Origin of the sequence: Citromicrobium sp. JLT1363 (assembly GCF_000186705.1) — a bacterium.
Lineage (GTDB): Bacteria > Pseudomonadota > Alphaproteobacteria > Sphingomonadales > Sphingomonadaceae > Alteriqipengyuania.
Genome location: NZ_AEUE01000002.1, coordinates 258539 through 283472, shown reverse-complemented (window position 1 = coordinate 283472; position 24934 = coordinate 258539). Strand labels below are relative to the sequence as shown.

At 64.1% G+C, this 24934-nt stretch carries 21 protein-coding genes and 1 tRNA gene; 13 read left to right on the top strand and 9 right to left on the bottom strand.

The features are described from left to right. Positions 1-160: 160 nt before the first annotated feature. From ADAD_RS0103835 to rpoB, 4 genes are all read right to left on the bottom strand, one after another. On the bottom strand, positions 161-973 hold the full coding sequence (locus ADAD_RS0103835; protein ID WP_139020324.1) for a hypothetical protein: 813 nt from the start codon (positions 971-973) through the stop codon (positions 161-163). A 125-nt stretch (positions 974-1098) separates the two neighbouring features. After that, a complete protein-coding gene (gene rpoC, locus ADAD_RS0103830) occupies positions 1099-5430 on the bottom strand; it encodes a DNA-directed RNA polymerase subunit beta' (protein WP_010409903.1) in 4332 nt (1443 codons plus the stop codon). Between the two features lie 42 nt (positions 5431-5472). After that, a tRNA-OTHER gene (locus tag ADAD_RS0103825) sits at positions 5473-5552 on the bottom strand. Between the two features lie 7 nt (positions 5553-5559). After that, a complete protein-coding gene (rpoB, locus tag ADAD_RS0103820) occupies positions 5560-9714 on the bottom strand; it encodes a DNA-directed RNA polymerase subunit beta (protein WP_192807571.1) in 4155 nt (1384 codons plus the stop codon). Positions 9715-10147: 433 nt separating this feature from the next. On the opposite strand from rpoB, the gene ADAD_RS16965 reads away from it, so the two are divergent. The 5 genes from ADAD_RS16965 (at position 10148) to ADAD_RS15460 (ending at position 11765) form a co-directional block, all read left to right on the top strand. Further along, complete coding sequence (locus ADAD_RS16965) at positions 10148-10288, top strand: hypothetical protein (protein ID WP_010409900.1); 141 nt, start codon at positions 10148-10150, stop codon at positions 10286-10288. 27 nt (positions 10289-10315) lie between these two features. Continuing rightward, the gene (locus tag ADAD_RS16960) at positions 10316-10456 is read left to right on the top strand and encodes a hypothetical protein (protein ID WP_010409899.1); all 141 of its coding nucleotides are present in this window, start codon (positions 10316-10318) and stop codon (positions 10454-10456) included. A 34-nt stretch (positions 10457-10490) separates the two neighbouring features. Continuing rightward, positions 10491-11054 (top strand): DUF2975 domain-containing protein, encoded by a 564-nt coding sequence (locus ADAD_RS0103805; protein ID WP_010409897.1) that lies wholly within the window; start codon positions 10491-10493, stop codon positions 11052-11054. After that, positions 11054-11278 carry a helix-turn-helix domain-containing protein gene (locus ADAD_RS0103800; RefSeq protein ID WP_010409896.1) on the top strand — a complete coding sequence of 75 codons (225 nt, stop codon included), beginning with the start codon at positions 11054-11056 and terminating at the stop codon, positions 11276-11278. Before ADAD_RS0103805 ends, ADAD_RS0103800 begins: the two co-directional genes overlap by 1 nt. Before the next feature lie 229 nt (positions 11279-11507). Next, entirely contained in the window at positions 11508-11765 is a 258-nt protein-coding gene (locus tag ADAD_RS15460) for a hypothetical protein (RefSeq protein ID WP_010409894.1), read from the top strand. A gap of 81 nt (positions 11766-11846) precedes the next feature. Here the strand turns inward: ADAD_RS15460 and ADAD_RS0103790 are convergent, their stop codons facing one another. Continuing rightward, positions 11847-12200 carry a hypothetical protein gene (locus ADAD_RS0103790; protein WP_010409892.1) on the bottom strand — a complete coding sequence of 118 codons (354 nt, stop codon included), beginning with the start codon at positions 12198-12200 and terminating at the stop codon, positions 11847-11849. Between the two features lie 366 nt (positions 12201-12566). Here ADAD_RS0103790 and rplJ point away from each other — a divergent pair, with 366 nt between their 5' ends. From rplJ to ADAD_RS0103775, 3 genes are all read left to right on the top strand, one after another. Next, a complete protein-coding gene (gene rplJ, locus ADAD_RS0103785) occupies positions 12567-13082 on the top strand; it encodes a 50S ribosomal protein L10 (RefSeq protein WP_010409891.1) in 516 nt (171 codons plus the stop codon). A gap of 70 nt (positions 13083-13152) precedes the next feature. Further along, a complete protein-coding gene (gene rplL, locus ADAD_RS0103780; protein WP_010409889.1) occupies positions 13153-13527 on the top strand; it encodes a 50S ribosomal protein L7/L12 in 375 nt (124 codons plus the stop codon). Positions 13528-13570: 43 nt separating this feature from the next. Further along, the gene (locus tag ADAD_RS0103775) at positions 13571-13951 is read left to right on the top strand and encodes an immunity 53 family protein (RefSeq protein ID WP_237700733.1); all 381 of its coding nucleotides are present in this window, start codon (positions 13571-13573) and stop codon (positions 13949-13951) included. A 107-nt stretch (positions 13952-14058) separates the two neighbouring features. On the opposite strand, the gene ADAD_RS0103770 is transcribed toward ADAD_RS0103775, so the two are convergent. After that, a complete protein-coding gene (locus tag ADAD_RS0103770) occupies positions 14059-15825 on the bottom strand; it encodes a cation:proton antiporter domain-containing protein (RefSeq protein WP_010409885.1) in 1767 nt (588 codons plus the stop codon). 94 nt (positions 15826-15919) lie between these two features. On the opposite strand from ADAD_RS0103770, the gene ADAD_RS0103765 reads away from it, so the two are divergent. Further along, positions 15920-17347 (top strand): MATE family efflux transporter, encoded by a 1428-nt coding sequence (locus tag ADAD_RS0103765; protein WP_010409883.1) that lies wholly within the window; start codon positions 15920-15922, stop codon positions 17345-17347. Here the strand turns inward: ADAD_RS0103765 and ADAD_RS0103760 are convergent. Continuing rightward, complete coding sequence (locus ADAD_RS0103760; RefSeq protein WP_010409881.1) at positions 17328-18185, bottom strand: mechanosensitive ion channel family protein; 858 nt, start codon at positions 18183-18185, stop codon at positions 17328-17330. The two genes, ADAD_RS0103765 and ADAD_RS0103760, sit on opposite strands and share 20 nt — an antisense overlap. A 232-nt stretch (positions 18186-18417) precedes the next feature. Between ADAD_RS0103760 and groES the strand changes: the two genes are divergently transcribed. Both groES and groL read left to right on the top strand, forming a co-directional pair. After that, a complete protein-coding gene (gene groES / locus ADAD_RS0103755; RefSeq protein ID WP_010409879.1) occupies positions 18418-18705 on the top strand; it encodes a co-chaperone GroES in 288 nt (95 codons plus the stop codon). 56 nt (positions 18706-18761) lie between these two features. Then, positions 18762-20414: a chaperonin GroEL gene (gene groL, locus ADAD_RS0103750; protein ID WP_010409877.1), complete on the top strand. Its 1653-nt coding sequence runs from the start codon at positions 18762-18764 to the stop codon at positions 20412-20414. A 106-nt stretch (positions 20415-20520) separates the two neighbouring features. Here the strand turns inward: groL and ADAD_RS0103745 are convergent, their stop codons facing one another. After that, positions 20521-22776 (bottom strand): DUF305 domain-containing protein, encoded by a 2256-nt coding sequence (locus ADAD_RS0103745; protein WP_010409875.1) that lies wholly within the window; start codon positions 22774-22776, stop codon positions 20521-20523. Positions 22777-22900: 124 nt separating this feature from the next. On the opposite strand from ADAD_RS0103745, the gene ADAD_RS0103740 reads away from it, so the two are divergent. Further along, positions 22901-23308, top strand: coding sequence for a baeRF12 domain-containing protein (locus tag ADAD_RS0103740; protein WP_010409873.1), 408 nt, complete (start codon positions 22901-22903; stop codon positions 23306-23308). A gap of 144 nt (positions 23309-23452) precedes the next feature. Beyond that, positions 23453-24484 (top strand): serine hydrolase, encoded by a 1032-nt coding sequence (locus tag ADAD_RS0103735; RefSeq protein ID WP_237700732.1) that lies wholly within the window; start codon positions 23453-23455, stop codon positions 24482-24484. Between the two features lie 76 nt (positions 24485-24560). Here the strand turns inward: ADAD_RS0103735 and ADAD_RS0103730 are convergent, their stop codons facing one another. Next, positions 24561-24833: a hypothetical protein gene (locus ADAD_RS0103730; RefSeq protein ID WP_010409869.1), complete on the bottom strand. Its 273-nt coding sequence runs from the start codon at positions 24831-24833 to the stop codon at positions 24561-24563. Positions 24834-24934: the final 101 nt, after the last annotated feature.

Here is a 24934-nt window from a genome sequence, read left to right as displayed (position 1 = left end):
TTCCCCCTTCGAGGACGGACGCGTAACCCAGAACTCTTAATCGAAGATCAAGCGCATAGCCGCAAAGTTGAAACATAGTTTCGCAAGCGGGTTATCTATGGAGTGTCGGCAGAGTGGATCCGTCTCGCGACGGCTGCGGCCGCCGGCCTCTTCTCGGCGGTTACTGACCGAACAGGGTAACACTGCGGCCATTGCCCGAAATCAGCACTCCATTGGCCCGGGTCCGCTCTATCCGGTCCGCCGCGCGGATCGCTGCCATGACCTCCTGCAGGCGCTCCGGCAGCCCGATTGCGCATACCGCAGGGGCGGGGGCAGCTGGCGGCTCTGCCGATCCGGCCGTCGGCGGCGGTGCGACGGCAGGCTTGTGCGCGGAGAAGCGCGTCCCTTCGATACGATATTCCACGGCGACACCGGCGCAGCGCGGCTCCCACCAGAGCTCGCTCTCGTCGGCGCTCAGCGCGAGGCCGTAGGATTCATTGAATTCGCGTCCGTCGATCCCTGCAACGCGCCACTCCCCGGCGAGCGACACCTGCGGCTGAGCGGGCGCCTTCTCCAGCTCCAGCCGGGTCTCACCCCGGGTCAGCACAAGGTTGCCATTGCCCTTCTGCTCCACGTCCCAGCGGCCCTCCAGCCCTTCGATCACGCGCGGCAGCGGCTCGGGATACCCGATATCGCAGACAATCCGGTCCCCTTCGCGCGGCGGCTGGTAGAACTCTATGCGGCCATCCACGGTGCGATAGGCAATCTGCTGTCCGGCGCAGGCAGGCTCCCAGGTGAACGTGTCGGATGAAGCGGTGAAGGGAATGCGCGTGTCGAGGGTTTGCCCGTTCAGCCGCGCAACGCTCCACTGCCCGCGCAGATCGTAGGGCTGCCCGGCCTGCGTCGAGGCGGTCGCGCCGTCACCGCCGCCGGGGGCAGGTTCGCTTGCCTGCGGGGCGCATGCGGCAAGGGCCGCAACGAATATTACCGGCATCACACGCATCGCGCTCTCCTGCATTTGCCTTTCGCGCTCGCGCGATGAAACGCAGGGCGCACGAAAAAGGCCCCGGAGGATCGCTCCCCCGGGGCCCTTTTCATGTGTCGCGGTTGAACGCTGCCTTACTCGGCTGCGCCATCCTCTTCGCCGGTCTGCAGGTACTCGCCCGCATCGGCATCGGTGCCGTGCGTGGTTCCCTCCATCTTGGCGAGCGGATCGTCGCCCGTCGCGGCTTCCGGACCCTGCGCGAGTTCGGCCTTGCGCTCTTCCTCCGCCGTTTCGGCGGCGATGATCGCTTCCTGCGCCTTCTTCCACGAAGCCTTCAGCGCAGCGTCGCGGCTGGATGCCGTGACCCGCATGCGGTTCATGGTCGCGCCCGTTCCGGCGGGGATCAGGCGGCCCACGATCACGTTTTCCTTGAGCCCGATCAGCGTGTCCTTCTTGCCCTCGACCGAAGCCTGGGTAAGCACGCGGGTCGTCTCCTGGAACGACGCGGCCGAGATGAACGAACGCGTCTGGAGCGAAGCCTTGGTGATGCCCAGCAGAACCGGCTTGCCCTGTGCAGGCGTCTTGTTCCGGCCAAGCTTGGAATTGACCTCGTTCATTTCCTCCAGGTCGACCTGTTCGCCCGGCAGCAGCACGGTGTCGCCGCCATCGGTGATCTCAACCTTCTGCAGCATCTGACGAACGATCGTCTCGATGTGCTTGTCGTTGATCTTCACGCCCTGGAGTCGATAGACTTCCTGGATCTCGTTCACGAGATACTCGGCCAGCGCTTCCACGCCCAGCACGTCGAGGATGTCGTGCGGGTTGGGCGAACCCGAAATCAGAGTGTCGCCCTTCTTCACGAAGTCGCCTTCCTGCACGTCGATCACCTTGGTCTTGGGGATCAGGTACTCGACGGGTTCGCCCTCTTCCGGAACGATCGCGATCTTGCGCTTGGCCTTGTATTCGCGGACGAATTCGATCTTGCCCGAAATCTTGGCGATGATCGCGTTGTCCTTCGGAATACGCGCTTCGAACAGCTCGGCAACACGCGGCAGACCGCCGGTGATGTCGCGCGTCTTGGCGGCTTCGCGCGATGCACGGGCGAGAATGTCACCCGCCTGCACTTCTGCACCATCCTCGACCGAAAGCGTGGTGCCCGGCGCCAGAAGGTAGCGGGCGGCTTCGGTTTCGTCGCCGGCATCGTTCAGAAGGGTGAGGCGCGGACGCAGCTCTTCCTTCTTCTTGCGGCCGGTTGCCCGGTTCTCGGTCACGACGCGCTGGGCGATGCCCGTCGCATCGTCGACGCGTTCCTCCAGGGTCGAGCCTTCGACCAGGTCCTGGAAGCGCACGACGCCCGACTGTTCGGTGATGATCGGCAGGGTGAACGGGTCCCACTCGGCCAGACGATCGCCTTCGGTGACCTTCTCGCCATCCTTGTGCATCAGCACGGTACCGTAGGGCACCTTGTGGATCTCGCGCTCGCGGCCTTCCTTGTCGATCACTGCCAGTTCGCCGTTGCGGGCGAGCGACAGGATACGGCCCTTCTTGTCCTCGATCGTGGGCATGTCGCGATAGACGACCTTACCGTCGGACACCGAGTCCAGGTGGCTGGTTTCGTTCAGCTGCGCGGCCCCGCCGATGTGGAAGGTACGCATGGTCAGCTGGGTACCCGGCTCACCGATCGACTGCGCGGCGATCACGCCGACCGCCTCGCCGATATTCACCGGCGTACCACGGGCAAGGTCACGCCCGTAGCAGGTGGCGCACACGCCCTGCTCTGCCTCACACACCAGCGGCGAGCGGATCTTGGCGACCTGAACTTCGGCCGCCTCGATTTCCTTCACCATCGGTTCGTCGAGCAGGGTGCCCGCCTTCGCGATGACTTCGCCGGTGGCCGCGTTGACCGCGTCTTCGGCCAGGGTACGGCCCAGGATACGCTCGCCGAGCGAGGCGATGACCGAACCGCCCTGCACGATGGCGCGCATTTCGAGCATGTTGTCGGTCTTGCAGTCCTCGACCACGATCGTGCAGTCCTGCGACACGTCGACCAGGCGACGCGTGAGGTAGCCCGAGTTGGCGGTCTTCAACGCGGTATCCGCCAGGCCCTTACGGGCACCGTGGGTCGAGTTGAAGTATTCAAGGACGGTCAGGCCTTCCTTGAAGTTCGAGATGATCGGCGTCTCGATGATCTCGCCCGAAGGCTTGGCCATCAGGCCGCGCATGCCCGCGAGCTGCTTCATCTGCGCGGGCGAACCACGCGCACCCGAGTGGCTCATCATGTAGATCGAGTTGATCTGCGCTTCCTTGCCGTTCTCGTCGATCGGGCGCGACTTGATCTTGTCCATCATGGCGTCGGCCACCTGGTCGCCGCAACGGCTCCAGGCGTCGATCACCTTGTTGTACTTTTCCTGCTGGGTGATCAGGCCGTCCTGATACTGCTGTTCGTAATCCGCGACGAGGGACTTGGTCTTCTCGACCATTTCTTCCTTCGATTCGGGGATTTCCATGTCGTCCTTGCCGAACGAGATGCCGGCCTTGAACGCATAGCGGAAGCCCAGCGTCATGATCGCGTCGGCGAACAGCACCGTGTCCTTCTGGCCGGTGTGACGGTACACCTCGTCGATCACGTCGCCGATGTCCTTCTTGGTCAGAAGGCGGTTGACGATGTCGTAGGGCACCTTGTGGTTCTTCGGCAGGCATTCGCCGATCAGCATGCGGCCCGGCGTGGTGATGAAGCGCTTCATCTCCGTCTTGCCGTCCTCGTCCGTCTGCGGAACGCGGGTGATGATCTTGGAGTGCAGCGTCACCGAACCGGTTTCGAGCGCGTAGTGGATTTCGCTCATGTCGGTGAAGCGCGGCAGCTTCTCGATCTGCTCGCCATTATCCTCGACGAATTCGGGCGTCTTCTCCTGCCGTTCCATCGACAGGTAGTAGATCCCCAGCACCATGTCCTGCGAGGGCACGATGATCGGCTTGCCGTTGGCGGGCGAGAGGATGTTGTTGGTGCTCATCATCAGCACGCGCGCTTCGAGCTGGGCTTCCAGCGAAAGCGGCACGTGGACGGCCATCTGGTCACCGTCGAAGTCGGCGTTGAAGGCCGAGCAGACGAGCGGGTGCAGCTGGATCGCCTTGCCTTCGATCAGCACGGGCTCGAACGCCTGGATGCCGAGACGGTGCAGCGTGGGCGCGCGGTTCAGGAGAACCGGGTGTTCGCGGATGACTTCATCCAGGATGTCCCAGACTTCCTTGCGCTCGCGCTCGACCCATTTCTTGGCCTGCTTGAGCGTCATGGAAAGGCCCTTGGCGTCGAGCCGGGCGTAGATGAACGGCTTGAACAGCTCGAGCGCCATCTTCTTCGGCAGGCCGCACTGGTGCAGCTTGAGTTCCGGCCCGGTCACGATGACCGAACGGCCCGAATAGTCGACGCGCTTACCCAGAAGGTTCTGGCGGAAGCGGCCCTGCTTGCCCTTGAGCATGTCGGACAGCGATTTCAGCGGACGCTTGTTGGCGCCGGTGATGACGCGGCCGCGACGGCCATTGTCGAACAGCGCATCGACCGCTTCCTGCAGCATGCGCTTTTCGTTGCGCACGATGATGTCGGGCGCGCGCAGCTCGATCAGGCGCTTCAACCGGTTGTTGCGGTTGATGACGCGGCGATACAGGTCGTTGAGGTCGGACGTCGCGAAACGGCCGCCATCCAGCGGCACCAGCGGGCGCAGCTCGGGCGGGATCACGGGGACGACTTCGAGGATCATCCACTCGGGGCGGTTGCCCGATTCGATGAAGCTTTCGACGACCTTCAGACGCTTGATGATCTTGGCGGGCTTGAGCTTGGACTTCGTGGTTTCGAGCTCTTCGAGAAGGTCGGCCTTCTCCTGCTCGAGGTCGAGGTCCATCAGCATGTTCTTGACGGCTTCCGCACCGATCCCGGCGGTAAAGGCGTCCTCGCCATACTCGTCCTGCGCTTCGAGGAGTTCATCCTCGGTCATCAGCTGGAAGCGTTCCAGCGGAGTGATGCCCGGCTCGGTGACGATGTAGTTTTCGAAGTAGAGCACCCGCTCGAGCACCTTCAATTGCATGTCGAGCAGCAGGCCGATGCGCGAGGGCAGCGACTTGAGGAACCAGATGTGCGCGACCGGCGCGGCCAGTTCGATGTGGCCCATCCGCTCGCGGCGGACCTTGGTGACGGTCACTTCGACGCCGCACTTTTCGCAGACAACGCCCTTGTACTTCATGCGCTTGTACTTGCCGCACAGGCACTCGTAGTCCTTCACCGGGCCGAAGATGCGCGCGCAGAACAGGCCGTCACGTTCGGGCTTGAACGTGCGGTAGTTGATCGTCTCGGGCTTCTTGATCTCGCCGAAGGACCACGAACGGATGCGCTCGGGGCTGGCGATGCCGATCTGGATCTCGTCGAAGGTTTCGGGCTTCGCGAGCTGGTTGGTGAATTTGGTCAGTTCGTTCATTTCTCAATCCCTCTTGGGGGTGAAATCCGTATCTCGATCAGTTGCCGGTGGCTGGGAGTTGAACCCGCACCCCGTCGCCGGGGACCACTTGAGTGGTGCGTCTACCGTTCCGCCACACCGGCCTGATCTTTACTCCGCCGCGATCTGCATGCCGTCTTCGTCGTCCTCGTCCGCGATGGACTTGAGTTCGACGTTGAGGCCCAGCGAGCGCATTTCCTTGACGAGCACGTTGAAGCTCTCCGGAATGCCCGCTTCGAAGGTGTCGTCGCCCTTGACGATCGCTTCGTAGACCTTCTGGCGGCCGACCACGTCGTCCGACTTGACGGTGAGCATTTCCTGCAGGGTGTAGGCCGCGCCGTATGCCTGCAGGGCCCACACTTCCATTTCACCGAAGCGCTGTCCGCCGAACTGCGCCTTACTGCCCAGCGGCTGCTGGGTGACGAGGCTGTACGGCCCGATCGAGCGTGCGTGGATCTTGTCGTCCACGAGGTGGTGCAGCTTCAGCATGTAGATGATGCCCACGGTCACCTTGCGGTGGAAGGCTTCACCCGTGCGCCCGTCGAACAGGACGGACTGGCCGTCGCCGTCGAGGCCCGCCTTTTCGAGCTGCACGGTCACGTCGCCTTCGCGCGCACCGTCGAACACCGGGGTACCCATCGGCACGCCGCGGACGAGGTTGCCTGCCAGCTCGGAGATTTCCTCGCCCGAGCGACCTTCGATCGTCTCGTGGTAATCCTCGCCGTAGACTTCCTGCAGCTTCTCCTTGATCGCCGCAGGCGGCTCGCCGGGCTGCGCATCGGGGTTGCTGGCACGCCAGTCTTCCAGCGCATCCTTGATCTGGTGGCCCAGGTTGCGGGCCGCCATGCCGAGGTGCGTTTCGAAGATCTGCCCGACGTTCATGCGCGAGGGCACGCCCAGCGGGTTGAGCACGATGTCGACCGGCGTCCCGTCGGCGAGGAACGGCATGTCCTCTTCCGGCAGGATGCGGCTGATCACACCCTTGTTCCCGTGGCGGCCGGCCATCTTGTCGCCCGGCTGCAGCTTGCGCTTCACCGCGACGAACACCTTGACCATCTTGAGCACGCCCGGGGCGAGTTCGTCACCGCGTTCGAGCTTTTCCTTGCGGTCCTCGAACTTGGCGTCGATGCCCTTCACGGCCTCGTCGTACTGGCCCTTGATCGCTTCCAGCTGTGCCTGGCGATCATCGTCTTCCACCGCGAACTTGAACCATTCGTGGCGATCGACGCCTTCCAGCACGTCTTCGGTGATCTCGGTGCCCTTCTTCACGCCCTTGGGCGCGGCCGAAGCGGTCTGGCCCACCAGCATGTCGCGCAGGCGGTTGTAGGTCGCGCGGTTGAGGATGGCGCGTTCGTCGGCGCTATCCTTGCGCAGACGCTCGATTTCCTCGTTCTGGATCGCACGCGTACGGTCGTCGATCTCGATCCCGTGACGGTTGAACACGCGCACTTCCACGACCGTCCCGGCAACGCCCGGCGGCAGGCGGAGCGAGGTGTCGCGCACGTCGCTGGCCTTTTCGCCGAAGATGGCGCGCAGAAGCTTTTCTTCCGGCGTCATCGGGCTTTCGCCCTTGGGCGTGATCTTGCCGCACAGGATATCGCCCGGGTGCACTTCGGCCCCGATGTAGACGATGCCCGCCTCGTCGAGGTTGCGCAGCGCTTCCTCGCCCACGTTGGGAATGTCGCGGGTGATGTCTTCCGGCCCGAGCTTGGTGTCGCGCGCCATCACTTCGAATTCCTCGATGTGGATCGAGGTGAAAACGTCGTCCTTCACGATGCGTTCGGAGATCAGGATCGAGTCTTCGTAGTTGTAGCCGTTCCAGGGCATGAACGCGACGAGGCTGTTCTTGCCCAGCGCCAGTTCGCCCAGGTCGGTCGAGGGGCCGTCGGCGATGACGTCGCCTTCCTCGATCGTTTCGCCCACCTTCACCAGCGGACGCTGGTTGATGCAGGTGTTCTGGTTCGAACGCTGGAACTTCTGCAGCGTGTAGATGTCGACGCCCGACTGGCCGGGTTCGACATCGCCGATCGCACGGATGACGATACGCGTCGCGTCGACCTGGTCGACGATGCCGCCGCGCTTGGCGGTGATCGCCGCGCCCGAATCGCGCGCCACGGTCTCTTCCATGCCGGTGCCGACCCACGGCGCTTCCGCCTTGACCAGCGGCACGGCCTGGCGCTGCATGTTGGCGCCCATCAGCGCGCGGTTGGCGTCATCGTTTTCCAGGAACGGAATGAGCGATGCACCGACCGAGACGAGCTGCTTGGGGCTCACGTCCATCAGCGTAATGGTTTCGCGCGGAGCCATCAGGTTGTCGCCGCTCTGGCGGGCCGAGACCAGCTCTTCCACGAAGCTGCCGTTCTCGTCGAGTGCGGCGGATGCCTGCGCAACGGTGTGCTTCTGCTCTTCCATCGCGGAAAGGTAGATCACCTCGCTGGTGACCTTGCCGTCGATCACGCGGCGGTAGGGCGTCTCGATGAAGCCGTACTTGTTCACCCGGCTGAAGCTGGCGAGCGAGTTGATCAGGCCGATGTTCGGGCCTTCAGGCGTCTCGATCGGGCAGATGCGGCCGTAGTGCGTGGGGTGAACGTCGCGGACTTCGAAGCCGGCACGCTCACGGGTGAGACCGCCCGGGCCGAGCGCGGAGACGCGGCGCTTGTGGGTGACCTCCGAGAGCGGATTGGTCTGGTCCATGAACTGCGAGAGCTGGCTTGAACCGAAGAACTCGCGCACCGCGGCCACGGCAGGCTTCGCGTTGATCAGGTCGTTGGGCATCACGGTCGACACGTCGACGCTGCTCATGCGTTCCTTCACCGCGCGTTCCATGCGCAGCAGGCCGACGCGATACTGGTTTTCGAGCAGTTCGCCCACCGAACGCACACGGCGGTTGCCGAGGTTGTCGATATCGTCGACTTCGCCCTTGCCGTCCTTCAGGCCGACCAGTTCCTTCACCACCGCGAGGATGTCTTCCTTGCGCAGCGTGGTGACGGTGTCTTCGGCGTCCAGTTCCAGACGCATGTTCAGCTTCACGCGGCCCACGGCGGACAGGTCGTAACGCTCGCCATCGAAGAACAGGCCTTCGAACAGCGCTTCGGCGGTTTCCTTGGTCGGCGGTTCGCCCGGGCGCATCACCTTGTAGATGGCTTCCAGGCCTTCGTCGCGGTTCTCGGCCTTGTCGACCTTGAGCGTGTTGCGGATCCACGGGCCGGTGTTGACCTCGTCGATGTCGAGCAGTTCGACCTGGTCGACGCCCGCACCGTCCAGCACCTCGAGATGCTCGACCGACACTTCGTCGCCCGCCTCGATGTAGATGCGGCCCGTGCCTTCGTCGATCATGTCGCGCGCGGCGTAGCGGCCGATGATTTCCTCGGTCGGCAGCAGCAGCATCTCGAGGCCGTCCTTGGCGGCCTTGTTGGCTGCACGGGGGCTGATCTTCTGGTTGGCGGCGAAGACTTCCTCGCCCGTTTCGGCATTGACCAGCGGGAAGGTCGGCTTCGATCCGCGCCATTGCTCGGCGACGAAGGGAATCGTCCAGCCATCATTCGCGCGCTTCCAGGTCACGCGATCGTAGAAGTGATCGAGGATATCCTCGCTATCGAGACCCAGCGCATAGAGCAGCGAGGTCACGGGCAGCTTGCGCTTGCGGTCGATCCGGACGTTGACGATGTCCTTCGCGTCGAACTCGAAATCGAGCCACGAACCACGGTACGGGATCACGCGGGCGGCAAACAGCAGCTTGCCCGAGCTGTGCGTCTTGCCCCGGTCGTGATCGAACAGGACGCCCGGCGAACGGTGCATCTGCGACACGATCACGCGTTCGGTACCATTGACGATGAAGGTGCCGTTCTCGGTCATGAGCGGCATGTCGCCCATGTACACTTCCTGCTCCTTGATATCGAGCACGGAGCGGGCTTCGGTGTCCTGGTCCACTTCGAACACGATCAGGCGCAGCGTGACGCGCATCGGCGCGGCATAGGTGATCCCGCGCTGGCGGCATTCGGTGGTGTCGTACTTGGGCGGTTCGAGTTCGTAATCGACGAAGTCGAGCTCTGCCGTGCCGGCGAAATCGCGGATCGGGAAGACGCTGCGCAGCGTCTTTTCGAGGCCCGAGACGTAGTCGATTTCCTTGTCGGAACGCAGGAACTGTTCGTAGCTTTCGCGCTGAACCTCGATCAGGTTCGGCATCTGCACCACTTCGTGGATGTCGCCGAAGATCTTGCGGATGCGGCGCTTTGCCGTGCCCGTCTTGGCCGTGCCGCGCTTCATCGGAAGCTTGGCGTCGTCGTTCGCGCTCTTGGTCGCCATAAGTCGAAAGAACCTTTTTCGCCGTTCGCGGGGCAGACGAAGGCATGCGCCCCCGTCCGGTCCTGCGAGAATAGAATTGTCGCTGCACGAGGGAACTGGCCGGAAACGGCGGAGATGGGCGGCGCGCGGGAGAATCCGCATGCCACTGGTTTCTTTCCGCCGCGATTGCTCTGGCCCGCCGCTTCCTTTCCTGGATCCGAATCTCGCGCGTGATTCGGCCTTGCTCGAAGCTGGCGTGAGCGCGCCATGTAGGAATCCGCGGGGAGATTGTCAAAGATTCGGGAAATTTTTCGTTTATCGATCAGTGTCTTATCGTTTTTCGATATTTATCGATTGACGATAAGTCGGTGCCGGATTATTGAATATCGATATCGGACACAAAGGAGATCGATAAATGACCAGCACGACCCAACGCATCGCCGCCGCCTTCGCCGCCATTCTCATCGCAACCAGCAGCCTGACCGCGATCGTCACCGTTCCGCCGGCCGACAGCGCGCCTGCCATCGCATCGCTGGCGACGCCCGACCTGGCCTGACCCCCTTTTCGACGAGGGAGATATCCCATGCACGACCTTACCAAACATCTCTTCGCCTTTTGCGCCGCACTGCTTATCGCCGGCGGCAGCATCAACGCCGTGACCAGCGTGCCCGCGTCCGCATACGCGCAGCCGACCGGCGCCATGATTGCCACCGAACTGGCCTGACCCAAGGCTGCACGACTTTCAGGGGAGACACCGCATGCCCAAAGCCATCAACGACCCGCTGCTGCTTATCGGCAAAATCTTCGCGATCATCCTGCAGGTAGCAATGGCGATCGGGGCGATTGCGCTCGTCATCGCCATCCCGACCATCCTCTTCGCAGGCGGCTACGTGGAGGCGGAAATCGCCCGCGAAGCGCCCCAGATTACCGAGCGCTTCCCCACCATCTGGATCGCCGCGATCATGGCGGTTGGCCTGGCTATCGTGGCCATGCTGTTCGTCTTCTTCGGCAAGCTGCGGCGCATCATCGGCACCGTGGGAGAGGGCGATCCCTTCCAGCCGGAAAACGCCCAGCGCCTCAGCCTGATGGCGTGGCTGATGCTGGGCACGCAGCTCGCGCTGATCCCCGCCGGGGCCATTGCAATCCCGCTCGCCAGCTATGCCGCTGCGGTGAAGGAATCGGGGATCGAGGATGTCAGCTTTTCCTTCGACAGCGGCGGCTTCGACATGACCGCATGGCTGCTCGTGGTGATCCTTTTCATCCTTGCCCGCGTGTTCCGCCACGGCGCCGCGATGCGCGAAGACCTGGAAGGAACCGTGTGATGGCCGAAACGGAAGGAACCCGAATCATGGTCAAACTGGACGACCTGCTGCACGAACGCCGCATGACGCTGACCGAACTGGCCGAAAGGGTGGGCATGACGCTGGCCAACCTCTCCATCCTCAAGACGGGCAAGGCCAAGGCGATCCGGTTTTCCACGCTGGAAGCGATCTGCCGCGAGCTCGAATGCCAGCCCGGCGATCTGTTGAGGTACGACCTTGGCTGAGGCCACGGAGCGATAATTGTAACGTCCGGCGGACCATGGGGCCCCGCTCCCCTTCGCCGAAACATCCTGCTTCGGGAATGTCGTTGCCAGAATCTGCGCCCCGCCCGATCCGGCGGGGCGTTTTTTGTGGCGAAACGATGGCGGCTGGATTAAGGGACCCCGGTATGCCCGTATCCCCGATCGTGAGGATTGTGCCGGGCCTACCATCGCATACAGGGAATTGCACATTATGAAGAAGATCGTTGCCGTCGCTGCCGCGACCACCCTCGCTTTCTCGCTCGCCGCTTGCGAAAGCCAGGCCGAGGAAGAAACCGAAGCCGCCGCCGAAGTCCTCGACGAACAGGCCGAGCTGAATGAAGCGGAAGCCGATCTCGCCGACGAGATGGCCGAAGACGCAACCGGTGCCGAGGAAGAAACCCTCGAAAACGAAGCCGATTCGCTCGAAGCCGACGCCGAAACCCAGGAAGAAGTCGCCGACGAGATCTGATCTCGCTGCGGTTTTCGACCGGAAAAAGGCGGCCGCGCAGTCCCTCGGGATTGCGCGGCCGTTTCCTTTGGGTGCGGGTGATCAGCCCTCGCGGCAGCGAATCCAGTGGCGCTTGCCCTTGTAGATAACGGACCCGTCGTAGGTATCGCCGTTGCGCGTCGCCTTGACCACCACGACCCGCTCGTCCGCCTGTTCATCGGTCAGGAGGAGCCGGAGTTCCTCGTCGTCGAGCCACCATTGCGGGGCGTGGACGGCAATGTCCTGCCCGTCCACGCGCAGGCGATGCTTGAACAGGTCGGAACCCGCCGTGTGGCCGAAGCCCAGGCTGATAACGATCGATGGCTCGGACGCCGTACTACAGTACATCCCGCCCGTCGCATGGGCGGGGCTGGCGAGGAGGCCGAGGGCGGCCAGGGCAATCAGCTGTCTGCGCATGGACAGCAAGCTGGCGTGCGCCGCCTGAACCGGGAGTGGACGGAGCGTCAGTCCACCGCTTGCGCTTGACTTCGCGCAGCCTCGCGCTAAGTGCGGCCCCGTTCGCATGCGGCGTCAAATCCGCTGCGAGCATCCGTCCGAGACAGTTGGTGAAGGCAATCGGGCCTTCTTAATTTCCAGCCTAGACGGGGAAACGAGATTTTTCGCGGTTCGCCACTTCGGTGTGCGCCGCAATCGGCATCCCAAAAGCGGATGCACCTCCTTCCCTTGTCAAACGGACCCATGGCCTCGCAGCTTCTGCCGCGGGGTCGAACGTGAGCCGGTCGTGCACGCGCAAGCGTGCTCGACCATAGTGAAGGAGTAAGCATGGATCGTTCGCAAAAAACCGATGCGGTCGCTCAGCTGAACAACGTCTTCAACGAGGCGGGCGTGGTGGTCGTCACCCGCAACCTCGGCCTGACGGTGGCAGAGTCCACCGATCTGCGCGCGAAGATGCGTGAAGCAGGCGCGACCTACCAGGTTGCGAAGAACCGTCTTGCCAAGATCGCCCTCAAGGACACCGACTATGCAGGTATCGAAGAATACCTGTCCGGTCCGACCGCCCTCGCATACAGCGAAGATCCGGTCGCCGCGGCCAAGGCCGTGGTGGAGTTCGCGAAGACCAACGACCGCCTCGAAGTGGTCGGTGGCTCGATGGGCTCGCAGGTGCTCGACGAAGCAGGTGTCAGGGCTCTCGCCTCGATGCCCAGCCTCGACGAACTGCGTGGCAAGCTCGTTGGTCTGGTCAACGCCCCCGCGACGAAAATCGCGCAGGTCGTCAATGCCCCGGCAAACAAGCTCGCTCGTGTCTTCGGTGCCTATGCCGCCAAGGACGCTGCGTAAGACGTTTTTCCGCACGACATATCCGGCCGCGGCGTGAGCCCGGCCACGCTATTTTTTGGAGTGAATTATCATGGCTGACATTGCCAAGCTTGTTGAAGAACTTTCGAAGCTGACCGTCCTCGAAGCAGCTGAACTCGCCACCGCGCTCGAAGAAGAGTGGGGCGTGAGCGCCGCTGCCGCCGTTGCGGTTGCCGGTCCGGCTGCCGGTGGCGACGCCCCGGCCGCTGAAGAAAAGGACGAATTCGACGTCATTCTCACCGGCGACGGTGGCAAGAAGATCCAGGTCATCAAGGAAGTCCGCGCCATCACCGGCCTGGGCCTCACCGAAGCCAAGGGTCTCGTCGAAGGCGCGCCCAAGCCGCTCAAGGAAGGCGTCAACAAGGCCGAAGCCGAAGAAATCAAGAGCAAGATCGAAGCCGCTGGCGGCACGGTCGAACTCAAGTAAGCTCTTCGCGCTTGCGAGTGACAAGGAAGGGGCGGTGCCAGCAATGGCGCCGCCCTTTTTTTTTTGCGCCCTGCCGCCATACGCGCGACAAGGACGAATGGCGGCGAACAATCTCGAATGGCTCATGAACTGGTATGTTCGCGAGTGTGACGATGATTGGGAGCACTCTTATGGAGTCAAAATCGACACCCTGGACAATCCCGGATGGACGATCGCAATCGACCTGCGCGAGACCTCGCTAGAAGGGCGCACCTTCGCGGCCGAGCACGGCGAACCTGCGGATGACATTCATGAATGGCGTGAGACGGGAAGCTGGTGGATCGCGAAGGCCAATGGAACCAGTTTCTCTGCCGCATGTGGCCCGACAGACCTCTCTTCGGTAATCGGCCTCTTCCGTGACTGGGTTGAGAGATCGGGCCGCTGAGGGCGGCCATGCTCCGGCGTCTACCGCAAAAACCCGTTTCCCAGCAGAACCTGATCGTGCCGATCCCAGAGTCCTGCGCACAATCCTGAGCGCCGCAGGGACTCAGGTCAGCCTCCGCGCCCGCGCAGGATATTCCGTTCCTTGCCTGCGTGCAGGTCCCCCGCCTCGATCTGAGCCTGCAGGCGCGCCATGTCGTTTTCACGGTAGTCGTTTTCGAGCCGCTCGATCTCGCTCTCGTCGGTGTCGAGATGGTCCAGCGCCGCGCGGCCCATCGCGATCGCGCTTTCGCGCAGCTCGCGCACCTGAAACGCGATGTCCGCCCCTGCCAGCTTCATCACATGCACCCGGTCATAGGTGCGCACGAAAAGCGCCGCACGGGGGAAGGCCTCGCGCACCGAGGCGAGGAAATCCGCCTCCAGCTGCTTTCCGTCGATACAGAAGCAGATCAGTTCCGCCTCCCCTCCGCCCGCCTGGCGCAGCATGTCGAGCCGCAGGCCGTCGCCAAAGAACACCTTGATGCCGAACTCCTCGGCGGTGTCGATCTGCGGCACGTGCTTGTCGATCATGGTGACATCGAGCCCCGCTGTGGCGAGCATCTGCGCCACGGTCTGCCCGAAACGGCCGAAACCGATCACCAGCGCCTGTGGCGTCTCGCCCTCCGGCCCCTCGCGCACCTGGTCGTCGCCCGTGCGCGGCCTGCGCAGCCGCCCGGTCGCCATCATCAGGAAGGGCGTGGTCGCCATCGAGAGGGTGACGATGGCCGTGAACAGGCTCGCCGTCTGGGCGTCGATCACGCCGCCCCGCTGGCCTTCGGCGAACAGCACGAAGCCGAACTCGCCCCCCTGGCTCAGCAGCAGGCCGAGCGCGAGCGCGCTGCGCCACGGCAGCTTCACCAGCATGCCAAGCGCGGTGATGATCGCCGTCTTGGTCGCCACCAGCAGCGCCGCCATGCCGAGCACGAACAGCGGCTGCGCGGCGATGGCTTCGAGGTCGAGCATCATGCCGACCGAGACGAAGAACAGGCCCAGCAGGATCGAACGGAAAGGTTCGATATCCGCCTCCAGCTCGTGCCGGTAGGGCGTGTCGGCCAGCATCACGCCCGCGATGAACGCGCCCAGCGCGGTCGACAGGCCGATCGCCTGCATCAGGGCGGCAGAGGCGACCACCGCGAACAGCGCGGCGACAACGAACATCTCGCGCTCGCCGAGCCGGCCGATCAGCCGGAACAGAGGGCGAAGCAGGAAGCGTCCGGCCAGCACGAGACCCACGGTGGCGCCGATTGCCACCGGAAGCTGCAGCCAGCCCAGGCCACCCTCCGCGCCCGCGCCCTGGGCGCCCAGCGCACCCACGATGGCAAGCAGCGGAATGATCGAGAGATCCTGGAACAGCAGGATGGAAAAGGCGCGCTCGCCCACCGGCGTGCGCAGGTTGCCACCCGACTGCAGCATCGGCAGCACCTGCGCGGTGGAGGAAAGGCCCAGCGACAGCCCCACCGCCAGCGCGGTCGCCATGGGATAGGCGCTCGCCAGCCAGATGACCGCAGTGAGAGCCAGCCCGCATGCCACCACCTGGGTCAGCCCCAGCCCGAAGATCGCATTGCGAAGGCGCCACAGGCGGCTGGGCGCGAGTTCCAGCCCGACGACGAACAGCAGCAGCACGATGCCCAGCTCGCCGAAGCTCAGCGTCGCCTCGCCACCCCCTGCCAGGTCGAGCGCCTGCGGGCCGACCACCGCCCCCGCGACCAGATAACCCAGCGTCGCCCCCAGCCCCAGCTTGCGGAACAGGATCACGAACAGCAACGCGGCGGCGAGCAGCACGACGCCGCTTTCGAGCGCGAAATGCGCGGAATGGGCTGCAGCTTCCCCGTGTTCCATGTGCCCTCCCGGTATCAGGTGCGATGGAATCGGCATGCCCCGCCCGCCGCCCCTAGGCAAGCGCTTCGACGGGCCATATCCGGGCCGGCTTTTCATGGCCGATACAGCACATCTTTCCGGAGCATCGTCTCCCTGGCGCACGGAGATCGCCGCCACGCTCCGGCTCAGCTGGCCGCTGGCGCTCGCCAACCTGTTGCAAATGCTCACCTATGCCATCGACGTGATCTTCATCGCGCGGCTCGGGGAGCAGCCGCTGGCGGCCTCCGCCCTCGTCGTCTCGGTCTTCGGGCTCATCGTATGGGCTCTGTCCGGGCTGACCGGCGCGGTGTCGGCGGTGATTTCCGCCGCGCTCGGCGCCCGGGCCCCCGCGCTGCGACCGGTGCGCCGCGCCACGCGCATGGCGTTATGGCTCGCCGTGCTGAGCGGGGCGGCGGGCATGGCGCTGATGCTCGGGTTCGAACAATTCGCATTGCTGACCGGGCAGGAGCCCGCGCTTGCGGCGCTGGGGCAGAGCTATGCGCTGGTGCTGCTGTGCTCGACCATCCCCTTCCTCATCAACAACGTCCTGCGCAGCTTCGTCTCCGCGCTCGACCGGCCGATCTTCGCGACCGCGATCACCGCGCTGGGTATCGGGGTCAACGCGGTGGGCAACTACGCCTTCATCTTCGGCAACTGGGGGGCACCCGAACTCGGCCTGCCCGGCGCGGCAGTGGCCACGCTGATGACATCGCTGTTCACCATGGGCGCTTACGTGATCGCGATCAGGATCGATCCGAAGCTGCATCGCTACCATATCTTCGGGCGCTGGTGGGTGCCCGACTGGCAGGCCTTCGGCAGAATCGTGCGGATCGGCACCCCGATCGCGCTGATGATCTGCGCCGAAGCGGGAGTATTCGGTGCGGCTGCGTTCCTGATGGGCAATATCGGAGCGGCGCAACTCGCGGCGCATACGATCGCGCTGCAGATCGCCGCGCTCGCCTTCCAGGTGCCCTTCGGCGTGGGCCAGGCGACCACGATCCGCGTGGGCTATTTCTACGGCGCGCGCGACAGCGCAGGCATGGCCCGCGCGGGCTGGGCCGGGATCGCGATTGCGCTCGTCTTCATGTCCTGCACGGCAAGCGCGATGGTGCTGATCCCCATGCCGCTGCTGGCGATCTATATCGACCCGTGGGACGTCGCGAACGCCGGGCTGGTCGCCTTCGCCACCCGCTACCTGCTGGTCGCCGCCGCGTTCCAGCTGGTCGACGGGGTCCAGGCCGTGGCAGCCGGCGCGCTGCGCGGATTGCAGGATACGCGGGTGCCGATGTGGATCGCGGTATTTTCTTACTGGGTGCCGGGCTTCGGCCTGTCGCTGGCGCTCGGCTTTGCGACGCACCTTGCAGGGGTCGGCGTGTGGATCGGCCTCGCCACCGGCCTCGCCTTCGCCGCCGCGCTGCTGACCTGGCGATGGGCACGGCGCGAAGCGCTGGGGCTCACGCGCTTCACGCCGCAGGAAGCGGCGATCAACCCTGTACCATCGTAATCTCGCGCTGCGGGAAGGGTATCGAGATGCCGGCTTCGTCGAACCTGGCCTTGGCCGCCTCCGTCAGGTCCCAGGTCAGCGCCATGTAGTCGCTGGTGGCGCACCAGACCCGCAGGCCGATACCGACCGAGCTGTCGTCGAGCGAGGCGACGAAGGCCTGGGGTTCCGGATCGTCCAGCGCCCGCTCGTCCGCCGCCGCGAGAGACAGCAGCGCTTCGCGCGCCTCCTTCATGCTGTCGCCATAGCCGATTCCGACGATCAGCTCGATCCGGCGGGTCGAGTGGCGGTTCAGGTTGACGATCGGCTGGTTCCACAATTCGGCATTGGGCACCATCACGAACAGGCCGTCGAACTGCTTGAGCTCGGTCGTGAACAGGCCGATCCGCTGGACTACGGCGGTGAACCTGTCGACGCTGATCGCCTCGCCCACCACGAAGGGCCGCTGCACCAGGATCATCACGCCCGAGGCCACATTGCTGAGCGTGCCCTGCAAGGCGAGGCCGACTGCAAGCGCCATGCCCCCCAGCGCGGCGAGGATGCTGGCGGTCTCCACCCCGAACTGGCTCAGTACCGTCACCAGCACCACCGCCCACAAGGCGTACTTGACGATATTGGAGAGGAAGTTCGCCACCGTCGGCTCGAACTTGGAGGACTTGCCCAGCGCCCGTTCGGCCCAGCGCGACAGCACGCCCGCGATCAGCAGGCCGATCACCAGAACGGCAAAGGCGCCGATGATTTGCATGATATTGGCTTCCAGCCAGTCGACGATACTCGCCACGAAGCTGAGATCGAGGCCGGAGGATCCGGCGGAAGATGTTTCGGGGGTTTGAGAAGCCATGCTCGTCCTGTTAACTGCAGTCTTGAAACGGATGCGGGGCCGCACCTGACTTGGTTACGCACGAGTGCCCAAGCCGGTCCCGTCAGCCCGGTCCGCACGCCGCGCTCTGCCTGATTTTTTTCTGGATGCCACCGCTTGACGGTCGAACGGCGGCTGCACATATGCGCCGTGCTGGCACTCTTCACATGAGAGTGCCAACGCCCAGTTTTCACCCTAGCAAGAGGTATCAAGCATGGCATTTCGTCCGCTGCACGACCGTGTTCTGGTCCGTCGCATCGAAGCCGAGGAAAAGACCGCCGGCGGCATCATCATCCCCGACAGCGCCCAGGAAAAGCCCAGCGAAGGGCAGATCGTGGCCGTAGGCTCGGGCGCCAAGGCCGAAGACGGCACGGTCACCCCGCTCGACGTCAAGGAAGGCGACCGCGTCCTGTTCAAGAAGTGGGGCGCCGAAGAGATCAAGATCGACGGCGAAGACCTGCTGATCATGAAGGAAAGCGATATTCTCGGGATCGTCGGCTGAGCCGCTCCCTTCCGCTTCCAGTAATTCAATAACCTCATTTCAGGAGAACCCCGAAAATGGCAGCCAAGGACGTAAAGTTCTCGCGCGAAGCGCGCGAAGGCATCCTCAAGGGCGTGGATACGCTCGCGAATGCCGTGAAGGTGACGCTGGGCCCCAAGGGCCGCAACGTCGTGATCGACAAGAGCTTCGGCGCCCCGCGCATCACCAAGGACGGCGTCACCGTCGCCAAGGAAATCGAACTTAAGGACAAGTTCGAGAACATGGGCGCGCAGATGATCAAGGAAGTCGCATCGAAGGCGAACGACGCCGCCGGTGACGGCACCACCACCGCCACCGTGCTGGCCCAGGCCATCGTGACCGAAGGCATGAAGTCGGTCGCGGCGGGCATGAACCCGATGGACCTCAAGCGCGGCATCGATCTGGCCGTCGGCAAGGTCGTCGAAGACCTGAAGGGTCGTTCGAAGGACGTGTCGGGCACCAGCGAGATCGCCCAGGTCGGCGTGATCTCCGCCAACGGCGACCGTGAAGTCGGCGAAAAGATCGCCGAAGCCATGGAAAAGGTCGGCAAGGAAGGCGTCATCACCGTCGACGAATCGAAGGGCCTCGAATTCGAGCTCGAGACCGTCGAAGGCATGCAGTTCGACCGCGGCTACCTCTCGCCCTACTTCATCACCAACCCGGACAAGATGACCGTCGAGCTGGATGATCCCTACATCCTGATCTTCGAGAAGAAGCTGTCGAACCTCCAGTCGATGCTGCCGATCCTCGAAGCTGCGGTGCAGAGCGGCCGTCCGCTGCTGATCATCGCGGAAGACATCGAAGGCGAAGCGCTGGCCACCCTCGTGGTCAACAAGCTGCGCGGCGGCCTGAAGGTTGCTGCGGTCAAGGCTCCCGGCTTCGGCGATCGTCGCAAGGCGATGCTGCAGGACATCGCGATCCTGACCAAGGGCGAAATGGTCAGCGAAGATCTCGGCATCAAGCTCGAGAACGTCACGCTGAACATGCTCGGCCAGGCCAAGCGCGTCACCATCGACAAGGACAACACCACGATCGTCGACGGTGCCGGTGACGAAGCCGACATCCAGGCCCGCGTGAACGAGATCCGCACGCAGATCGAGAACACCAGCAGCGATTACGACAAGGAAAAGCTGCAGGAACGTCTCGCGAAGCTCGCAGGCGGCGTTGCCGTGATCAAGGTCGGCGGTGCCACCGAAGTCGAGGTGAAGGAACGCAAGGACCGCGTCGACGACGCGCTGCACGCAACCCGCGCCGCAGTGGAAGAAGGCATCGTCCCGGGCGGCGGTACCGCGCTGCTCTACGCCACCAAGGCCCTCGACGGCCTGAAGGGCGAGAACGACGACCAGACCCGCGGTGTCGACATCGTGCGCAAGGCAATCCTCGCCCCGATCCGTCAGATCGCGACCAATGCCGGCCATGACGGCGCGGTGGTCACGGGCAACCTGCTGCGCGAAGGCGACGAAACGCAGGGCTTCAACGCCGCGACCGACACGTACGAAAACCTCGTGAAGGCCGGCGTGATCGACCCGACCAAGGTCGTGCGCACCGCGCTGCAGGATGCGGCCTCGGTCGCCGGTCTGCTCATCACGACCGAAGCTGCCATCTCCGAAGTGCCGGAAGACAAGTCCTCCGGCGGCGGCATGCCCGACATGGGCGGCATGGGCGGCGGCATGGGCGGCATGGGCTTCTAAGCCACGCCACCCAGTCACCGAACTGAACACAAGAAGCCCCGCCGGAGCGATCCGGCGGGGCTTTTTGCTGCGCACCAGGCGGGGGCGCTGAGGCTAGAAGCCTGCTCTACCCACCCTTGCGGCTCGCCTCCACCGCAGCGATCACATCGTCCGGCCAGGTCACCTGAGTCTGCGTCTGCGGGTTGAATACGTCGCCCTGGTACTGCGCTGCTTCGGCGGCCGCGATTTCCTCTGCGGTGAGGAACTCGCTCGGCTCCAGTGCGAAAATGTCGAGTCCCCGGCTGATCTCGGTGCCGTAGATGCGGCCATTATACCAGTAGGCGGACCAGTAGCCGCCGGTCACCAGCTGGTCCTCGTCCACCGGACCTCGGTCAAAATAGGCGATTTCGACCGGGTTCTTGGCATCGGTGAAGTCGATCACCGAGATGCCGCCCTGGTACCACGCCTGGACGAAGATATCGCGCCCCGGCACCGGGATGATCGACCCGTTGTGGGCGACGCAGTTCTCCTTGTCGCCCTGCGGCGCGGGCAGCTTGTAGAGGCTTTCGAAGCTCAGCTCGCCATCTTCCAGCGAGTAGATCGCGTTGGCGCCCCAGTTGCGCGGATCGCCCGCCTGGCAGCGCGGACGGCCGCCACCGCCCCATTCGTCGGTGAACAGCACCTTGGTGCCGTCGTTGTTGAAGGTGGCCGAATGCCAGTAGGCAAAGCCCTTGTCTGTCACATCGTCGATCCGGGTGGGCTTCATCGGGTCGGAGATGTCGAGGATGATGCCGTTGCCCGAACATGCGCCCGCCGCGATGTTGAGCGAGGGGAAAACCGTGATGTCGTGGCAGTGGTTGGTGCTGCTGGTTTGCTGCGTGCCTTCGCCATGGTCGCCACCGCGCCACAGGCCCGCGATCTGCCCGTTTTCCGCGAAGACGCGCGGACTGTCGACAATCCGCGATGCGCCCGGATCGGCGAGCGGAATCTCGATCACGTCGATGCTGAACAGCGCGGTATCGTCACCCCCGGTCTCGAAACAGCCGGCCAGCTCCTCGTTATCGCGCACGTAGCTTGTGCCCGAATTGTAGACGACCAGTCTGCGATCATCCGCCGAGACGACCGAGTGCGTGTGGCTGCCACGGCAGGTCTGCACCTGGCCGACCTGGCGCGGATTGGTAATGTCGGAAATGTCGAAGATGCGCAGGCCACGGAAGCGCTCTTCGCTGACGCGGCCCTGGACCCCCTGCAGCCCGCAGTCCTTGCGTGCGCGGCTGTCCTGCACGCTCATCAGCAGCAGATCGCCCACGATCGTCACGTCCCCCTGCCCGCCGGGGCACACGACCGAGCTGACCAGCTGCGGCACGCCATCCTCGCCCAGGCGATAGGCGTTCCAGCCGTGGTAATTGCCCGCCACCAGCAGATCGCCGGAAAAGGCCATGTCGGTATTGGCGAAACTCAGCAGAGAGCCGCGCTGGCCGAAGCGGTCCTTGCTTTCCTCGTCGTCCTCATCGCGCGGGTCGGCTGCGGTCGCGGCGACCAGCTCTGGCTCTTCCTCCGCGCCCGGTGCTTCCTCTTGCGCGCCATCCTCCTCGTCCTCGATCCTGGGCTGCAGTTGCGCCGGGTTTGCCGGATCGAAGAAGCCGGTCGGCTTGGGCAGCGCGGCCACCAGCCTCAGGTTGCTGATCGCTTCGCCCGCATCGCGGAAACCCGGGGCGAGGCTGGCGCGCGGGTCGCCCGAGAGCCGGGCCGCAATCGCGTTCATCCGGTCGATCTCGTCCTGCTGCTCGGTCTTGATGTCGTTCACGAACTCGAACATCACCGGATCGTAGGCGGTGCCGGGCTGGTCCAGCAGATCGTCGACCATGTCGACCGCGCCCTTGTGATGGCGGGTCATCAGCTCGATGAAATAGGCGTCGAACGCGGCCCCTTCGAGCGTGGCGAGCCGCGCCATCTGATCGGGGCTGGCCATCCCCATGGAAGCCATGTGGTCCGCGTGGCTCATGCCGCCCATGGCCTGCGCGGTGTGCTGCATCCTCGTCGCTTGCCCGCGCGAGGTCAGCCAGTCGCGCATGAAGGCGATCTCGTCGTCCTGCCCGGCGGCAATCCGCCCCGCGATGGCGAGGATATCGGCGTTGCTGGTCCGCTCCTCCACAAGCGCCACCATGTCGACCGCCTGCGCATGATGCGGGATCATCATCTGCATGAAGCGCGCGTCCTGGGGGGTGAACTTGGTGGCAGCCAGCTTGGTCGCATCCTCGGCGCGCAGCGTCCTGTTTTCCGAACCGGGCGCACCGGGCTGGATGATCGGAGCCTCCTGGGCGGCAAGCGGGGTGGCAAGGGCGAAAAGGCTGGCAGCGGCGGCGAAGGCGCGGGTCGTCATGGTAAATCTCCTGGTTTGGTGCGAACCTACCGCATTTGCGCGCGCTGGGAAGGCCGGTTTTTTCACCCGTTTTCGGCACCATTCCCGGGGCCCGTGTGTTGGTTGCGGGAAGGAGAAATGCCCTATGAAATTACCCCATAACGCCCACGTCGCCGTCGCCGATGGCAACCGCTTCATGTTCCTCAAGAACACCGGCCAGATTTTCGAGCCGAAGCTGGAGATGGTCGAACAGCCGGATCTCGATCCGAGCAATTTCAGCGCGGGCGTGCGCCATCAGGACGATGTCAGCCAGCGCACCGGCGCGACCGATCTGAACGAACTGGCACATGGGGCAGCCGTGGCCGAGTGGCTCAATGCCAAGGCGGTGTCGGGCGAGGTGACGCAGCTGCTAGTCCTTGCCGATCCCAAGACGCTGGGTGAGATGCGGCGGCATTACCATAGCGCGCTGGAGAAGGCTCTGGTCGGCGAGATCGACAAGACCGTAACCGGCGAACCCTTGGATAAGATTGCGAAAATCATCGCCGACACCTGAGGCGAGGGCTCTCGTTCCTCGACTTGTCGCAGGATTGGCATGATCGGTCGTGCCAATCCTGCTCAACCTTCGATTAGGGGTTGAGGCCTTGTTAAGCTCGCGCATTAATACTGCACACAAGAGTCGCAGGCTATGGACGGGATTATGCTTAGGAAACTTGGGTCGACATTCGCACTCGCGCTGGCAGCCAGCGCCCTCCCGTTCGCGCCGGCCTCCGCGCAGCAGGTTTCGCTCGAAGCCCAGTTCGACAGCATGCTCGGCACCGAGGTGCGCGCACCGCAGAGCTTCGAGGCGGTTTATGATTCGCCGTTCGAACGGCAGATCGCCACGCTTGCAGATGGGTCGAACGGCCGGATCGGCGTTTACGCCATCGACCTGGCGACTGGCGAGGAAGTCGGCATTCTGGCCGATCAGCGCTTCCCGATGGCCAGCACCAGCAAGGTGGCGATTGCGGCGACCTTCCTGGCGGGGGTCGATCAGGGCCGCTGGAGCCTGACCAGCGAATTCGAGCTGCCCGGTCGCGGTACCTATATTTCCGGGCGCGAACACCTCGATCTGATGATCAGCCGCAGCTGCAACGATTGCACCGATGCGCTGCTCAACGCGGTTGGCGGCCCGCAGGCCGTCAACGCGTGGATGCGCCAGACCGCCGGGATCTACGATTTCGAGCTGACCCGCGATATTGCGACCCTGGTGCGTGAAGACGGCCGGATCGATCCCGCCTCGGAAATCGCCTTCGAAGACAGCGCGACCCCGCGCGCGATGGGCCGTCTGCTCGCCGGAATCTACCAGGGCAAGTGGCTCAGCTCCTATTCGCGGCAGGTGCTGATGAATGCGATGGCCTCCACCGTCACGGGCAAGCGCCGGATGACATCCGCTCTGCCCGATAGCGCCAATCTGGCGCACAAGACGGGCACGCTCAGCCGCACGGCGAGCGATATCGGCATATTCTATACGCCCGACGGTCGCCCGGTGGCCGCCGCGATCTATGTTACCGGCCAGAGCGTTTCGATGGCATCGGAAAACGGCAATCGCGCCCGCAAGCTCGAGGCACGACGCCAGCGCGACGCGCGAATCGCGGAGATCACCGGCGCGCTCTATCGCGGCTTCGGGCAGAACGCCCCGGTCGACGGCCGGGTCTGGGCCTCGGCGAACTACGGTTCGGGCGGTCAGTAAGCCCCCCTTCTAACGCACACGAAAAAGGGCGGCGCCGCGAGGCACCGCCCTTAATTTTTCCCGAAGGAAGCGTGCCTTAGTCGGCAGCGGCTTCGGTTTCGGTTTCGCCTTCGACGTCGGCTTCGACTTCGGTGGCGGTTTCTTCAGCTTCGGCGGTCGCGTCTTCGAGAGCTTCGCCGGTTTCGGCGGCGCCTTCTTCCATTTCGTCGCCCATGGCGTCGAGGTTGGCTTCGGTGTCGGCAGCGGCGCCTTCAACGGTGTCTTCGGCGTTTTCTTCGGTGGTTTCCGAGCAAGCGGCGAGGCCGAGAGCCGAAACGGCGATGGCCGAAGCGAGAACGATCTTGCGCATAATCTATATCCTTTTCAGAATTGACCTGCCGCAGATGAATGCGGCCGGTTGAAACCCCCTCCTGGCGGTTTCTGGTTCGTAGATAATGGCAAGAATGTGGC

Bases quoted from the DNA above. Each gene is read 5' to 3' on its own strand.
- ADAD_RS0103835 (WP_139020324.1), bottom strand. From the start codon at position 973: ATGCCGGTAATATTCGTTGCGGCCCTTGCCGCATGCGCCCCGCAGGCA.
- rpoC (WP_010409903.1), bottom strand. From the start codon at position 5,430: ATGAACGAACTGACCAAATTCACCAACCAGCTCGCGAAGCCCGAAACC.
- rpoB (WP_192807571.1), bottom strand. From the start codon at position 9,714: ATGAAGCGCGGCACGGCCAAGACGGGCACGGCAAAGCGCCGCATCCGC.
- ADAD_RS16965 (WP_010409900.1), top strand. From the start codon at position 10,148: ATGACCAGCACGACCCAACGCATCGCCGCCGCCTTCGCCGCCATTCTC.
- ADAD_RS16960 (WP_010409899.1), top strand. From the start codon at position 10,316: ATGCACGACCTTACCAAACATCTCTTCGCCTTTTGCGCCGCACTGCTT.
- ADAD_RS0103805 (WP_010409897.1), top strand. From the start codon at position 10,491: ATGCCCAAAGCCATCAACGACCCGCTGCTGCTTATCGGCAAAATCTTC.
- ADAD_RS0103800 (WP_010409896.1), top strand. From the start codon at position 11,054: ATGGCCGAAACGGAAGGAACCCGAATCATGGTCAAACTGGACGACCTG.
- ADAD_RS15460 (WP_010409894.1), top strand. From the start codon at position 11,508: ATGAAGAAGATCGTTGCCGTCGCTGCCGCGACCACCCTCGCTTTCTCG.
- ADAD_RS0103790 (WP_010409892.1), bottom strand. From the start codon at position 12,200: ATGCGCAGACAGCTGATTGCCCTGGCCGCCCTCGGCCTCCTCGCCAGC.
- rplJ (WP_010409891.1), top strand. From the start codon at position 12,567: ATGGATCGTTCGCAAAAAACCGATGCGGTCGCTCAGCTGAACAACGTC.
- rplL (WP_010409889.1), top strand. From the start codon at position 13,153: ATGGCTGACATTGCCAAGCTTGTTGAAGAACTTTCGAAGCTGACCGTC.
- ADAD_RS0103775 (WP_237700733.1), top strand. From the start codon at position 13,571: ATGGCGCCGCCCTTTTTTTTTTGCGCCCTGCCGCCATACGCGCGACAA.
- ADAD_RS0103770 (WP_010409885.1), bottom strand. From the start codon at position 15,825: ATGGAACACGGGGAAGCTGCAGCCCATTCCGCGCATTTCGCGCTCGAA.
- ADAD_RS0103765 (WP_010409883.1), top strand. From the start codon at position 15,920: ATGGCCGATACAGCACATCTTTCCGGAGCATCGTCTCCCTGGCGCACG.
- ADAD_RS0103760 (WP_010409881.1), bottom strand. From the start codon at position 18,185: ATGGCTTCTCAAACCCCCGAAACATCTTCCGCCGGATCCTCCGGCCTC.
- groES (WP_010409879.1), top strand. From the start codon at position 18,418: ATGGCATTTCGTCCGCTGCACGACCGTGTTCTGGTCCGTCGCATCGAA.
- groL (WP_010409877.1), top strand. From the start codon at position 18,762: ATGGCAGCCAAGGACGTAAAGTTCTCGCGCGAAGCGCGCGAAGGCATC.
- ADAD_RS0103745 (WP_010409875.1), bottom strand. From the start codon at position 22,776: ATGACGACCCGCGCCTTCGCCGCCGCTGCCAGCCTTTTCGCCCTTGCC.
- ADAD_RS0103740 (WP_010409873.1), top strand. From the start codon at position 22,901: ATGAAATTACCCCATAACGCCCACGTCGCCGTCGCCGATGGCAACCGC.
- ADAD_RS0103735 (WP_237700732.1), top strand. From the start codon at position 23,453: ATGCTTAGGAAACTTGGGTCGACATTCGCACTCGCGCTGGCAGCCAGC.
- ADAD_RS0103730 (WP_010409869.1), bottom strand. From the start codon at position 24,833: ATGCGCAAGATCGTTCTCGCTTCGGCCATCGCCGTTTCGGCTCTCGGC.